The sequence below is a fragment of the Massilia sp. TWP1-3-3 genome, from assembly GCF_049897805.1.
In the GTDB taxonomy this organism is placed as follows: domain Bacteria; phylum Pseudomonadota; class Gammaproteobacteria; order Burkholderiales; family Burkholderiaceae_D; genus Telluria_A.
Window position 1 is genome coordinate 144,616 of record NZ_JAFCWX010000011.1, and the last position, 12,121, is coordinate 156,736.

Here is a 12,121-nt window from a genome sequence, read left to right on the forward strand (position 1 = left end):
AAGAACTCAAGTCAAGCTTATGTCGCTACAGATCCGCAAACTCGATTCGGCCCAGCCGGACTTCAAACAACGCTTGGCGACGCTGCTCGCTTTTGAAGCGCACGCCGATGAAGCGCTCGAACAAGCCGTAGCGGCCATTTTGCATGATGTGAAAACCCGCGGCGACGCCGCTGTCCTCGAGTACACCAACCGCTTCGACCGCATCCCTGGCGGCGCCCAAAGCATGGCCCACTTCGACGTTGGCCAGGCTGAACTCGACGCCGCGCTCGCGTCGCTGCCGCTGGCCCAGCGCGCCGCCCTGCAGACGGCGGCCGAACGTATCCGCGTGTTCCACGAGCGCCAGAAGCAGGAGCTCGGCGGTTTTACCTATACCGAGCCTGACGGCACCGTGCTGGGCCAGAAAATCACCCCGCTCGACCGGGTCGGCATTTACGTCCCGGGCGGCAAGGCGGCCTACCCGTCGTCGGTGCTGATGAACGCCATTCCCGCGCACGTGGCGGGCGTGCAGGAAATCATCATGGTGGTGCCTACGCCCGACGGCATCAAGAACCAGATGGTGCTCGCCGCGGCCGCTATTGCGGGCGTGACGCGCGTGATCACCATCGGCGGCGCGCAAGCGGTGGCCGCTCTCGCCTACGGCACGGCCAGCATCGCCCCGGTCGACAAGATCGTCGGCCCCGGCAACGCCTATGTGGCCGCGGCCAAGCGGCGCGTGTTTGGCACCGTGGGCATCGACATGATTGCCGGTCCGTCCGAAATCCTGGTGCTGTGCGACGGCACCACCGACCCGGACTGGGTGGCCATGGACCTGTTTTCGCAGGCCGAGCACGATGAGCTGGCGCAGGCGATCATGCTGTGCCCCGACGAAGCCTACATTGCCAGGGTCGAAGCGAGCATCCACAAGCTGCTGCCGAGCATGCCGCGCAGTGACACCATCCGCACCTCCCTGACCGACCGCGGCGCGCTGATCAAGGTGCGCGACATGACTGAAGCGTGCGAGATCGCCAACGCGATCGCCGCCGAACACCTGGAAATTTCGGCCGACAATCCGCAGCAGTGGGCCGACCAGATCCGCCACGCGGGCGCCATATTCCTGGGCCGTTTTTCGTCCGAATCGCTGGGCGACTATTGCTGCGGCCCGAACCACGTGCTGCCCACGTCGCGCACGGCGCGCTTTTCGTCGCCGCTGGGCGTGTACGACTTCCAGAAGCGTTCATCGATCATTTTTGTCAGCGAAGCGGGGGCGCAAACCTTGGGCAAAGTTGCCGCCGAACTGGCCTACGGCGAAGGCTTGCAGGCGCACGCCCGCAGCGCCGAACTGCGTCTGACGCGCCTGCCATGAGCGCGCCCTGGATCAACCAGGTGTTTTGCGAGGATGCGCTGGAAGGCCTGGCGCGCATTCCCGACGGCGCCATCGATCTGATCCTGACCGATCCGCCCTACAACCTGGGCAAGGACTACGGCAACGACTCGGACCAGCAAAGCGTGGCCGCCTACCTGGCCTGGACCGAGGACTGGATCACCAAGGCGCTGCCCAAGCTCAAACCGAACGGCAGCCTGTATATCTTTTTGACGTGGCGCTTTTCGCCCGAGATTTTCGTGATGCTCAAGCAGCGCATGACGATGATGAACGAGATCATCTGGGACCGGCGCGTACCCTCGATGGGCGGCAGCGTGCGCAGCTTTACGTCGGTGCACGACACGATCGGCTTTTTCGTCAAGCGCAAGGACTATTATTTCGACCTGGACGCGGTGCGCATTCCATACGACGCCGAGACAAAAAAGGCGCGCTCGCGCTCCATTTTCGTCGGCGCCAAGTGGCTCGAGCAGGGCTACAACCCGAAGGATTTGTGGAGCGTCTCGCGTCTGCACAAGGAGCATCCCGAGCGCGAAGACCATCCGACCCAAAAGCCGCTGGAAATCATCGAGCGCATGGTCAAGGCATCGTGTCCGCAGGGCGGCGTGGTGCTCGACCTGTTCCTGGGCAGCGGCACCACGGCGATGGCGGCCAAGAACTGCGGGCGCGATTTTGTCGGCTTTGAACTGAACCCCGATTACTGCGAGGTGATCCGCAACCGCCTGGCCGCGCCGCAAGACCAGGCGCCCAAGCCGGCGAAAACCAAGCCAGCCCGCAAACCAGCCTCCAAGCCGGACCCGGAAAACCTGAACCTCGAACTGCCGCTGATGGAGAGCTGACATGCCTTTTCTCGACAAACTGATTGCCAATACCATCCGCGACGTCGTGCGCAACGACGAGTCGTACCACGTGCCCGATTCCACCGGCTTCATCAAGCTCGACGCGATGGAAAACCCGTACGCGCTGCCGCTGCACATGCGTGCCGAACTGGGCCGGCGCCTGGCCGACGCGGTGCTGAACCGCTATCCGGTGCCAAGCTATGCAAGCCTCAAGCACAAGCTGTGCGCCCGCATGGGCGTGCCGCACGGGTACGACGTGATCTTGGGCAATGGGTCGGACGAATTGATTTCCATGATCGCCACCGCGATTACCGGCGGCCAGCGCCGGCCCGTGATCATGGCGCCGGTGCCGGCGTTCGTGATGTTCGCGCGCACCGCCATGCTGGCCGGTTGCGAATTTGTCGGCGTCCCCTTGCGCGAAGACTTCACGCTTGACAAGGACGCCATGCTGGCCGCCATCCGGGAGCACCGCCCGGCCGCCGTGTTTCTCGCCTACCCGAACAACCCGACCGGCAACCTGTTCGATGAAAACGACATCGTCGAGATCATCCAAGAGCTGGGCGAGCGGGGCATTGCCATCCTCGACGAAGCGTACGCGCCGTTTGCGCGCTCGAGCTTCATGGCGCGCCTGCCCGAGTTCGAGAACATGATTGTCATGCGCACCGTGTCCAAGCTGGGCCTGGCCGGCATCCGGCTCGGCTACATGTCGGCGGCGCCCGCGCTGCTGGCGCAGTTTGAAAAAGTGCGCCCGCCCTACAACATCAATGTGCTGACCCAGCTGGCGGCGGAGTTTGCGCTCGACCATATCGACCTGCTCAACGAGCAGGCCGCCCTGATCGTGGCGGCGCGCGGCGCGCTGGCCGCCGAGCTGAGTGCACTTCCCGGCGTGACGGTGTACCCGTCCTCGGCCAATTTTCTCCTGGTGCGCGTGCCCGACGCGGGGGCGACGATCACGCAACTCAATGCGGACAAGGTCCTTGTCAAAAATGTGAGTAAAATGCACGAGACGCTTGCCAACTGCATCCGTGTGACCGTGAGTACGCCCGAAGAAAATGCCGCCTTCCTGGATGCCTTCAAGGCATCGCTGATGCCCCAATCTTAAGCTTACCAATCTTCAGCTTACCAACAATCGAGCAAACGTCCATGACCCGCACCGCAGAAATTACGCGCAATACCAACGAGACGCAAATCCGCGTCGCCATCAACCTTGACGGCACCGGCATTCAAAAGCTCAATACGGGCGTGCCCTTTCTTGACCATATGCTCGACCAGATCGCGCGCCACGGCCTGATCGACCTGGACATCGAATGCGTGGGCGACCTGCACATCGACGCCCACCATACCGTCGAAGACACCGGCATCACGCTCGGCATGGCGGTCGCCAAGGCGATCGGCGACAAGAAAGGCATCCGCCGCTATGGCCACGCCTATGTGCCGCTGGACGAAGCGCTCTCGCGCGTGGTGATCGACTTTTCCGGCCGTCCCGGCCTTGAAATGCACGTGCCCTGGAAGCGCTCGATGATCGGCGCCTTCGACGTCGACCTGGCGCATGAGTTTTTCCAGGGCTTCGTCAACCACGCGCTGGTGTCCCTGCACATCGACAACTTGCGCGGCGAGAATGCCCACCACCAGTGCGAAACCGTGTTCAAGGCCTTTGGGCGCGCGCTGCGCATGGCGGCCGAACTCGATGCACGCTCGGCCGGCACGATTCCTTCCACCAAGGGCAGCCTCTGAGCGTCGTCGCGCCGGATTGAAAATCTATGAATAAAATTGTTGTGGTCGACGGCATGGGCAATTTGCGCTCGGTGGCGCAAGCGCTGCGCGCCGTCGCACCGGAAGCGAATGTGATTGTATCGAGCAACCCGGCCGATATCGACAGCGCCGACCGCGTGGTGCTGCCGGGCCAGGGCGCCATGCGCGACTGCATGGCCACGCTGCGCGCGGCGGGCCTGGAACCGGCGCTGCGGCGCGCCGCCGCCACCCGGCCCTTGATGGGCGTGTGTGTGGGCGAGCAAATGCTGTTTGACATCAGCGACGAAGGCGATGAGCCGGGCCTGGGCCTGATGCCTGGCAAGGTCGTGCGTTTTCAGCTGGACGGCAAGCTGCAGGCCGATGGTTCGCGCTTCAAGGTTCCGCAGATGGGCTGGAACCGCGTCAAGCAAGTGCGGTCACACCCGATGTGGGAAGGCGTTGCCGACGACGCGTATTTCTATTTTGTGCACAGCTACTATGTGCAGCCGGCCGATGCAGCACTGGTTGCCGGCGAAACCGACTACGGGCAGCCGTTTTGCTGCGCCGTGGCGCGCGACAATATTTTTGCGACCCAGTTTCACCCGGAGAAAAGCGCCGCGGCGGGACTACAGATGTACAAGAACTTCGTTCACTGGAATCCTTGATTTCCAACCTAACCTTTAAGACAAACGATCATGCTGCTTATTCCTGCCATCGACCTCAAAGACGGTCACTGCGTGCGCCTCAAACAGGGCGACATGGAACTTGCCACCGTCTTTTCCGAAGACCCTGCCGAGATGGCGCTGCACTGGCTCAAGCAAGGCGCGCGCCGCCTGCATCTGGTGGACCTGAACGGCGCCTTTGCCGGCAAGCCGAAGAACGAGCCGGCCGTCAAATCCATCTTGCAAGTGGTGCAGGCGTTCGCGCTCGAGAACGACATCGATGAAATTCCCGTGCAGTTGGGCGGCGGCATCCGCGACCTCGACACCATCGAGCGCTATCTGGACGACGGCATCACCTACATCATCGTGGGCACGGCGGCGGTGAAAAATCCCGGGTTCTTGCACGACGCCTGCGGCGCCTTCCCGGGCAGCATCATTGTCGGTCTGGACGCCAAGGACGGCAAGGTTGCCACCGATGGCTGGAGCAAGATGTCCGGCCACGAAGTGATCGATCTGGCCAAGAAGTTTGAAGCCTATGGCGTGGAATCGATCATCTATACCGACATCGGCCGCGACGGCATGATGGGCGGCATTAATATCGAGGCGACCGTCAAGCTGGCGCAGGCCGTGCGCATTCCCATCATCGCCTCGGGCGGGCTGCACAATATCGGCGACGTCGAAGCGCTGTGCGCGGTGCAGGAAGAAGGCATCGAAGGGGTGATCTGCGGGCGTTCGATCTACGAAGGCACCATCAACCTGGCCCAAGCGCAAGCGCGCGCCGACGAACTGAGTGAAGGCGATTTGGCCTAAAGGCTAAGAAAATCTTATGCTTGCAAAACGAATCATTCCGTGCCTGGACGTGACCGATGGCCGCGTCGTCAAGGGCGTCAATTTCACCGAGTTGCGCGATGCGGGCGACCCGGTGGAAATCGCGCGCGGCTACGACGAGCAGGGCGCCGACGAAATCACCTTCCTCGACATCACGGCCACCTCCGACAACCGCGACCTGATTTTGCACATCATTGAAGCGGTGGCCTCGAAAGTGTTCATCCCGCTGACCGTCGGCGGCGGCGTGCGCAAGGTGGAAGACGTGCGCCGGCTGTTAAATGCCGGCGCCGACAAGGTCAGCATGAATACGTCGGCGGTGACCAATCCCGAACTGGTGTTTGACGCCTCCCAAAAGCATGGCTCGCAATGCATCGTCGTGGCCATTGATGCCAAGCAGGTAGCGCCCGGCAAGTGGGAAGTCTTCACCCACGGCGGGCGCAAAGCCACGGGGCTGGACGCGATCGCCTGGGCCATGAAGATGGAAAGCCTGGGCGCCGGCGAAATCCTGCTCACCAGCATGGACCGCGACGGCACCAAGATCGGCTTCGACCTTGGTTTGACGAGCGGCGTGTCGAACGCGGTGGGGATTCCCGTGATCGCCTCGGGCGGCGTGGGCGGCCTGCAGGATTTGGCCGACGGCATCAAGATTGGCCGTGCCGATGCGGTGCTGGCGGCGAGCATTTTCCACTTCGGGAAGCATACGGTCCAGGAAGCGAAGCGCTTCATGGCCGCGCAAGGTATTCCCATGAGGCTAGATTAATATGGCCCCCCGCGTGCGCGAGGGCGATGCGAGGAGCAATTATGCCTAATGGAACGATTGCAAGTGCCGCGAATGCGAAGTGGCTCAAGAAGGTCAAGTGGGATGAGAACGGCCTGGTGCCGGTGATCGCGCAGGAAGCAGGATCGAACGACGTGCTGATGTTTGCCTGGATGAACCGCGACGCCTTGTCAAAAACAGTCGAGTTGGGTGAAGCGGTGTACTGGAGCCGTTCGCGCAAGAAACTCTGGCACAAGGGTGAAGAGTCGGGCCACACGCAAAAAGTGCTGGAAATTAGGCTCGATTGCGACGAAGACGTGGTGCTGCTGAAAATCGAGCAAAAGGGCGGCATTGCTTGCCACACGGGGCGCCACTCGTGCTTCTATCAAAAATTCGATGGCGACGCCAAGAGCGGCGACTGGCAAGTGACCGACCCGGTGCTGCAAGACCCCGCGACCATTTACACCACACCGAAGAAATAACCATGAGCATTACACTTTCCCGGCTGGCCGCGGTCATCGAGTCGCGCAAAATTGAAAACGGCGGCGACCCGGCCGCATCGTACGTGTCGCGCCTGTTTGCCAAGGGCGACGACGCCATCCTGAAAAAGATTGGCGAAGAAGCGACCGAGCTGGTCATGGCCGCCAAGGATGCGCGGGTGGACGGTGACACCAGCAAGGTGCTCTACGAATGCGCCGACCTGTGGTTCCACTCGCTGGTGATGCTGGCCAACTTCAACCTGACGCCCCAGCAAGTATTGGATGAACTGGCGCGGCGCGAAGGCGTGTCCGGCATCGAAGAAAAAGCTGCCCGCAAGGACGAATTGCGCGACGCCCTCGAGACTGACAAACACTAATCCGGAGCATTCGTGGACAACTGCCTCTTTTGCAAAATCGCCTCAAAACAGATTCCCTCGACCATCGTCTTTGAAGATGACGAGTTGCTGGCATTCAAGGATATTCACCCTGCGGCGCCGGTGCACCTGCTCATCATTCCCAAGCAGCACATAGCCACCCTGTCCGACTGCAACGGCACCCATACCCCACTGTTGGGCAAGATGCTGTCGCTGGCGCCCAGGCTGGCCGCCGAGCACGGCTGCGCCGTCACCTTCGACGCCGACGGCACGCCGGGCGGTGGCTACAAGACATTGATCAACAGTGGTCCTGACGGCGGGCAAGAGGTGTACCATCTGCACGTGCACCTGATTGGCGGCGCCCACCCGTGGAAAGGCCAGCGCTAATCCCTTCACAGCGCACTTCAGACCCCGGTGGAGATCGCGGATATTATTTTCACGGAACAATATTTGTTCGCGCGGGTGGGCGTTAGGGCACGCAGGGCATGCATCGCGTAAAATACCCGCTTAGGCTTGACGATTTCAGGCGTGTTCGCCTGGCAAGGAGAAAATGATGGGTGGATTGAGTATTTGGCACTGGGTAATCGTGCTGCTGGTCGTGGTACTGGTGTTCGGCACCAAAAAGCTGGGCAATATGGGTGGCGACATCGGCAAGGCTGTCAAAGGCTTCAAGGATGGCGTCAAGGGCGAAGAGGAAAAGCCAACCGTCGTTGTCCCTCCGTCGCAAGTTGCGGACAAGACGACGATCGACGTTGAAGCGAAAGAGAAAAACAAGTTTTGATGAGCGCGCGTGTCCGCCACGCGCCTCGCTGACTTGAACACGCATGATCGATCTTGGACTCTCGAAACTCGCCATCATCGGCGTTGTCGCGCTGGTTGTCATCGGCCCTGAAAAGCTGCCGAAAGTAGCGCGCATGGCCGGCAGTTTGTATGGCCGCATGCAACGCTACCTGCACGAAGTTAAATCCGAAGTCAGCCGCGAGATCGAACTCGACGAGCTGCGTAACCTCAAAAAAGAATTCGAGGAGTCGGCCAACACCATCCGCTCCGATGTCGAATCGTCGATCAAGGAAAGTATTGACGACGTCGAGTCCGCCTGGCGCGACCTGCCCTCGTCCACGGCCCCGACCGTGGCGACCGCGAGCATGTCGGACCTCGAGCGCAAGGCGCGCGACTTCCGGCGCAAGAAACTGGTGCGCAACTCGGCCGTTCCTGGCTGGTACAAACAGCGTCACGGTGGCAAGTCGCACATCATGTCCGGCGCGGCCCGCGTCAAGAAGTTCCGTCCGCGCGCTTCCTCCACCTCTTCGTTCTTTTAAATGACAGACCACGCCCCCGTCGAAGAGACTTTCGTATCGCACCTGATTGAACTGCGCAACCGTATCGTCAAGGCGCTGATCGGCGTTGCTGTCGTGTGCGCCGCTCTGTTTGCCTGGCCCGGCGCGCGCGAAATTTATGACTTCATCGCCAGTCCAATGGTCGCCTCGCTCGGCCCCAAGTCGATGATGATTGCCACCGGCGTCATTTCGCCTTTCCTGGTGCCGATGAAGGTCACGCTGGTGCTCGCGTTTATCATCTCGCTGCCGTGGGTGTTTTATCAGATGTGGGCCTTCGTCGCGCCCGGGCTGTACCAGCATGAAAAGCGCCTGGTGCTGCCGCTGGTGCTGTCGTCCTCGCTGCTGTTCATCGGCGGCGTCGCTTTCTGCTACTTTTTCGTGTTCGGACGCGTTTTCAAATTTATTTCGTCATTCTCGCCCGACTCCATTCACATGATGCCGGACATCGAAAATTATCTCGATTTCGTCATGTCCATGTGCCTGGCCTTTGGCGCCACTTTCGAAGTGCCGGTGGTGGTGGTGATTCTGGTGCGCATGGGTATTGTCACCGTGGCCAAGCTCAAGGAAGTGCGCCGTTACGCTATCGTGGGATCGTTCGTGATCGCCGCGATCGTGACGCCGCCCGATATCGTCAGCCAGCTGGCGCTCGCTATCCCGATGTGCCTGCTGTATGAACTGGGCCTGCTGCTGGCGCCCGTTTTCGTAAAAGCGACCCAAGCCCCTGAAGATCCAAGCTGAGGAGCCGTTTATGCATGCGTGGTTGAAAATCGCCATTCCCAAACTGGCGTCGCTCGACATCGAGCGCAGCGTGAGGTTCTTCGAGCAGCTCGGCTTTACCCGCACCGCCGTCTATCCCACGGCCGCCATGGTCACGCGCGACAGCGTCGACATCCATTTCTGGCTGACGACCGATCCCGCGATCCCCAAATTGACGGGTTGCCGCGTCAACGTGGACGGCATCGACAAGCTGTACGCCGAATTCCAGCTGCTCGACATTATTCATCCCGACGATCCCCTCAGCGACAAGCCATGGGGATTGCGGGAATTTTCAATTCTCGATGTGGATGGCAACCTGCTGACGTTTTCCGCGCCGATCACGGCGCCAGCGTAAGCAACAAGCGCACGCGCCCCTCAGTGCCGGCTGCTAAGCTCAGGCGTATGCCTGGACACAAAACGCGCCGCCATCAAGGCGCCGGCCAAGCCAACCACAATCGCCGTCGTACTGCCTGAAAAACCCACCGCCGTGTTCCTGGCGATCTTGCCCGCCTTGGGCTTGAGCAGCTCAATGCGGCGGCTCGTCATCTGCGCGCCCAGTTCGCTCAGCCGGTCCTTTCCCAGCAAGCGCTCCGCCTGCGGCAGCAGCACCGTTTCCTCATCGGCGACGTGGTGCATCACGTCGCGCATCAATTCATGCATCAGCTCGTCATGGCGGGCGTCACTCGCCTTGGTCTGACGCAATTCGTCGATAAAGCGGCGCATCTCCATATGCTCCGGCTCGCTTTTTTGCAACACGGGGCTGTCGTCAAGGCGGCGCATGACGGGATAAAAAATTTCTTCCTCCAGCGTGGCATGTATCTCCAGTGCATCGCAAATAGTCTCTGCAAGTGCCTTCTTGACGCTGGTTTTTGCCGTGCCGGTGTATTGGTGAAACGTGACCAGCACATGCGAATGGTCGAAGCGGATCATGTCGGTAATCGACGGACTGAGTTTACTCAAAGAAAACATAGCTGTTTCTCCTTGTAGGGTCAACAGTCATCATAGCCAGTGCAGCCTGCGACGTCAGTAAGCGTTCGTCGCAGGCGCTCGTCAGCCTAGTCCTTCATGCTAGGGACAATTTCCGATGATGTAGAACCCGGCGGACGTCTGCGCCAGCGTCTTGGTGTAGAACGTATTGTCCAGCCCCATGTTCTGGTTCGAGCCGTTCGCCAGTGCATAGCCGCCGCTGTCATGCGCGCGCCCGGCCTGCACATGCGCATAGTTGGTCGCGCTCGTCGCCGTGCAGACAAAGCCCGACGTCGTCGTTCCCGTCACCACGCCCGACAATGCGCTTTCCGTGCCGCTGCCGTTGACCGACGACGCCTGGAAGTTGTAGCTGGTGCTGGCCGCCAGACCCGTGTTGTTGAACGTGGTGCCCGTCAGCGGGGCCGGTGTGACTTTGGCGCCATTGCGGTAGACGTTGTAGCCGGTGGCGCCGCTGGCGGCACTCCACGCCAGGGCGATCGAGCTGGCGCTGTTGCCAGTGACGGCCAAACCGGCAGGTGGCTGAACCGCCGGCACGGGACCGACCAGGAACTGGCCGATGGCACATGGCGCCGAGGTCTGTCCGGTGACGCTGTCGGTTGCCGTCACGCTGCCGCTGTAGTAGCCGTTGGCAAGCGCGTAGCCGATACTGAAGCTGGCGCCGCTGCCGGCAGCCGGGTCATGCACGCCGGTCGTACCGTTCAGCACCACGCGATAGCTGCCGATGGTGCCGCTGGCCGACCCGGTCACCGTGGCGGCATTGCCCGAGACCGCGGCATTACATGCCGTCATCACAGGCGCCGCGACGGCGCTCACGCGCAAGTTGTTCTTGAACCAGAAATCCATCACGAAGCCGGGATAGTTGACTTTGGTTGCATCCACATAGTTGGCGTTCTGTCCGCCAGGGCCGGCGGGCCACGCGTGTGCCATGCCGGTCACGGTGATTTCAGACGTGCGCAATTTGCCGTTGCTGTCGGTATAGGCGATATTGCTGCCGCCGGTCGGCACCGTCACCGCCGCTGCCTTGGTGAAAGCGCCCCCGTACACGCCGCGCATGGCCGCCGCATCCATAGGGCCGTAGGCCTGGGCCACGGTGTAGTCGCCCGTGCCCCAGACCACGCTGGCTATTTGCGTTGAAAAATTCGTTGCGTTGGCGCCCCCCAGGTTCCTGCAATTGGTGGTTGCCGTCGCTGCCGTGTAGCCGGATGGCACGAAGCCGATCTGGCCGGTGGTGGTGCCCGGCGGCGGCCCGGCGTTGATGCCGGCGCCGGCAAAAATGTCCGGCGCCATGCAGGCCAGCGCCATCGTCTGGCCACCGCCCGACGACAGGCCGGTGACGTAGACTTGCTTGGGATCGATCGCGTATTGGGGATTGGTGACGAAACGGTTGATCAGATTGAGCAGGACGGCGTCGTGCCCCGATGTGCGATTGTGGTTGGTGCTGGTGTAATCCCAGCAGTGGCTGCCGTACACATTGCCGGTCGCATTTGGTGCCAGCACCACGGCGCCGTACTGGTCCGCCGCCGCCTTCCAGTTGAACCCTTTGTCCGCTGTCGAGTCAATAATATCGCCGGCCGCCGTTTGCGCGCAGCCATGCAGTACCAGTACCAGTGCACGCTTGCCGCCCAGGGTAGGTGCGCTTGCGGGCCAGTAGAAGTAGCCGGTCAGGTTGCCGCCGTTGATGCTGTCCGCCGCCCAGGTCTGGTTGGCGCTCCACGTACCGGGGCCCGCTGCCACTTGCGCCTGGGCGGACTGGGGAAGCAGGGGCAACAGGATAAGCAGCGATGCAGCGGCCCGCCGCAGAACGGCGTGTGTTGTATTTACCATTGATAGTCTCCATTATTTTCTGATTGTGAGGTGGCTTTTCGCTCTTGTGGTACGACCGTCGCGGCGCGCATTGGTGCCCGCAGCGTCAACCGATCGAAATTATTCTACGCAGTTAATAATTTCTGGATGCTAAGATTGACGGGGGGTATCGGCACGCCCTGTGTGCGAAATTGCACGGGAACGGGCAAGA

16 protein-coding genes are annotated in these 12,121 nt (G+C 61.4%); 14 read left to right on the plus strand and 2 right to left on the minus strand.

Annotation, left to right across the window (positions count from 1 at the left end):
• The first annotated feature begins 19 nt into the window (after nt 1–19).
• The 14 genes from hisD (at nt 20) to ACP7D4_RS13650 (ending at nt 9,475) form a co-directional block, all read left to right on the plus strand.
• A complete protein-coding gene (gene hisD / locus ACP7D4_RS13585; RefSeq protein WP_426209558.1) occupies nt 20–1,342 on the plus strand; it encodes a histidinol dehydrogenase in 1,323 nt (440 codons plus the stop codon).
• The gene (locus tag ACP7D4_RS13590; RefSeq protein ID WP_426103699.1) at nt 1,339–2,196 is read left to right on the plus strand and encodes a DNA-methyltransferase; all 858 of its coding nucleotides are present in this window, start codon (nt 1,339–1,341) and stop codon (nt 2,194–2,196) included. The genes hisD and ACP7D4_RS13590 overlap by 4 nt, the downstream gene beginning before the upstream one ends.
• 1 nt (nt 2,197) lies before the next feature.
• Entirely contained in the window at nt 2,198–3,298 is a 1,101-nt protein-coding gene (hisC, locus tag ACP7D4_RS13595) for a histidinol-phosphate transaminase (RefSeq protein WP_426103698.1), read from the plus strand.
• Nucleotides 3,299–3,339: 41 nt separating this feature from the next.
• Nucleotides 3,340–3,930, plus strand: a complete 591-nt coding sequence (gene hisB / locus ACP7D4_RS13600) for an imidazoleglycerol-phosphate dehydratase HisB (protein WP_426103697.1) — start codon at nt 3,340–3,342, stop codon at nt 3,928–3,930.
• Between the two features lie 26 nt (nt 3,931–3,956).
• Nucleotides 3,957–4,592: an imidazole glycerol phosphate synthase subunit HisH gene (gene hisH, locus ACP7D4_RS13605; RefSeq protein WP_426103696.1), complete on the plus strand. Its 636-nt coding sequence runs from the start codon at nt 3,957–3,959 to the stop codon at nt 4,590–4,592.
• A gap of 30 nt (nt 4,593–4,622) precedes the next feature.
• Nucleotides 4,623–5,399, plus strand: coding sequence for a 1-(5-phosphoribosyl)-5-[(5-phosphoribosylamino)methylideneamino]imidazole-4-carboxamide isomerase (hisA, locus tag ACP7D4_RS13610; protein WP_426103695.1), 777 nt, complete (start codon nt 4,623–4,625; stop codon nt 5,397–5,399).
• Nucleotides 5,400–5,415: 16 nt separating this feature from the next.
• Entirely contained in the window at nt 5,416–6,177 is a 762-nt protein-coding gene (gene hisF / locus ACP7D4_RS13615; RefSeq protein ID WP_426103694.1) for an imidazole glycerol phosphate synthase subunit HisF, read from the plus strand.
• Nucleotides 6,178–6,218: 41 nt separating this feature from the next.
• Entirely contained in the window at nt 6,219–6,656 is a 438-nt protein-coding gene (hisI, locus tag ACP7D4_RS13620; protein WP_426103693.1) for a phosphoribosyl-AMP cyclohydrolase, read from the plus strand.
• 2 nt (nt 6,657–6,658) lie between these two features.
• Nucleotides 6,659–7,030, plus strand: a complete 372-nt coding sequence (locus tag ACP7D4_RS13625) for a phosphoribosyl-ATP diphosphatase (protein ID WP_426103692.1) — start codon at nt 6,659–6,661, stop codon at nt 7,028–7,030.
• Between the two features lie 12 nt (nt 7,031–7,042).
• Nucleotides 7,043–7,414, plus strand: a complete 372-nt coding sequence (locus ACP7D4_RS13630) for a histidine triad nucleotide-binding protein (protein WP_426103691.1) — start codon at nt 7,043–7,045, stop codon at nt 7,412–7,414.
• Nucleotides 7,415–7,580: 166 nt separating this feature from the next.
• Nucleotides 7,581–7,808 (plus strand): Sec-independent protein translocase subunit TatA, encoded by a 228-nt coding sequence (gene tatA / locus ACP7D4_RS13635; RefSeq protein ID WP_426103764.1) that lies wholly within the window; start codon nt 7,581–7,583, stop codon nt 7,806–7,808.
• 43 nt (nt 7,809–7,851) lie between these two features.
• Nucleotides 7,852–8,346, plus strand: a complete 495-nt coding sequence (gene tatB, locus ACP7D4_RS13640; RefSeq protein ID WP_426103690.1) for a Sec-independent protein translocase protein TatB — start codon at nt 7,852–7,854, stop codon at nt 8,344–8,346.
• On the plus strand, nt 8,347–9,102 hold the full coding sequence (tatC, locus tag ACP7D4_RS13645) for a twin-arginine translocase subunit TatC (protein WP_426103689.1): 756 nt from the start codon (nt 8,347–8,349) through the stop codon (nt 9,100–9,102).
• 10 nt (nt 9,103–9,112) lie between these two features.
• Nucleotides 9,113–9,475 (plus strand): VOC family protein, encoded by a 363-nt coding sequence (locus tag ACP7D4_RS13650; protein ID WP_426209560.1) that lies wholly within the window; start codon nt 9,113–9,115, stop codon nt 9,473–9,475.
• Between the two features lie 20 nt (nt 9,476–9,495).
• On the opposite strand, the gene ACP7D4_RS13655 is transcribed toward ACP7D4_RS13650, so the two are convergent.
• Together ACP7D4_RS13655 and ACP7D4_RS13660 are read right to left on the minus strand one after the other, a co-directional pair.
• A complete protein-coding gene (locus ACP7D4_RS13655; protein ID WP_426209562.1) occupies nt 9,496–10,089 on the minus strand; it encodes a hemerythrin domain-containing protein in 594 nt (197 codons plus the stop codon).
• 99 nt (nt 10,090–10,188) lie between these two features.
• Nucleotides 10,189–11,931, minus strand: coding sequence for an extracellular catalytic domain type 1 short-chain-length polyhydroxyalkanoate depolymerase (locus tag ACP7D4_RS13660; protein WP_426209563.1), 1,743 nt, complete (start codon nt 11,929–11,931; stop codon nt 10,189–10,191).
• Between the last annotated feature and the right edge of the window lie 190 nt (nt 11,932–12,121).

Excerpts from the sequence above, each read along its gene's own strand:
- hisD (WP_426209558.1), top strand. The coding sequence starts at position 20 with ATGTCGCTACAGATCCGCAAACTCGATTCGGCCCAGCCGGACTTCAAA.
- ACP7D4_RS13590 (WP_426103699.1), top strand. The coding sequence starts at position 1,339 with ATGAGCGCGCCCTGGATCAACCAGGTGTTTTGCGAGGATGCGCTGGAA.
- hisC (WP_426103698.1), top strand. The coding sequence starts at position 2,198 with ATGCCTTTTCTCGACAAACTGATTGCCAATACCATCCGCGACGTCGTG.
- hisB (WP_426103697.1), top strand. The coding sequence starts at position 3,340 with ATGACCCGCACCGCAGAAATTACGCGCAATACCAACGAGACGCAAATC.
- hisH (WP_426103696.1), top strand. The coding sequence starts at position 3,957 with ATGAATAAAATTGTTGTGGTCGACGGCATGGGCAATTTGCGCTCGGTG.
- hisA (WP_426103695.1), top strand. The coding sequence starts at position 4,623 with ATGCTGCTTATTCCTGCCATCGACCTCAAAGACGGTCACTGCGTGCGC.
- hisF (WP_426103694.1), top strand. The coding sequence starts at position 5,416 with ATGCTTGCAAAACGAATCATTCCGTGCCTGGACGTGACCGATGGCCGC.
- hisI (WP_426103693.1), top strand. The coding sequence starts at position 6,219 with ATGCCTAATGGAACGATTGCAAGTGCCGCGAATGCGAAGTGGCTCAAG.
- ACP7D4_RS13625 (WP_426103692.1), top strand. The coding sequence starts at position 6,659 with ATGAGCATTACACTTTCCCGGCTGGCCGCGGTCATCGAGTCGCGCAAA.
- tatA (WP_426103764.1), top strand. The coding sequence starts at position 7,581 with ATGGGTGGATTGAGTATTTGGCACTGGGTAATCGTGCTGCTGGTCGTG.
- tatB (WP_426103690.1), top strand. The coding sequence starts at position 7,852 with ATGATCGATCTTGGACTCTCGAAACTCGCCATCATCGGCGTTGTCGCG.
- tatC (WP_426103689.1), top strand. The coding sequence starts at position 8,347 with ATGACAGACCACGCCCCCGTCGAAGAGACTTTCGTATCGCACCTGATT.
- ACP7D4_RS13650 (WP_426209560.1), top strand. The coding sequence starts at position 9,113 with ATGCATGCGTGGTTGAAAATCGCCATTCCCAAACTGGCGTCGCTCGAC.
- ACP7D4_RS13655 (WP_426209562.1), bottom strand. The coding sequence starts at position 10,089 with ATGTTTTCTTTGAGTAAACTCAGTCCGTCGATTACCGACATGATCCGC.
- ACP7D4_RS13660 (WP_426209563.1), bottom strand. The coding sequence starts at position 11,931 with ATGGTAAATACAACACACGCCGTTCTGCGGCGGGCCGCTGCATCGCTG.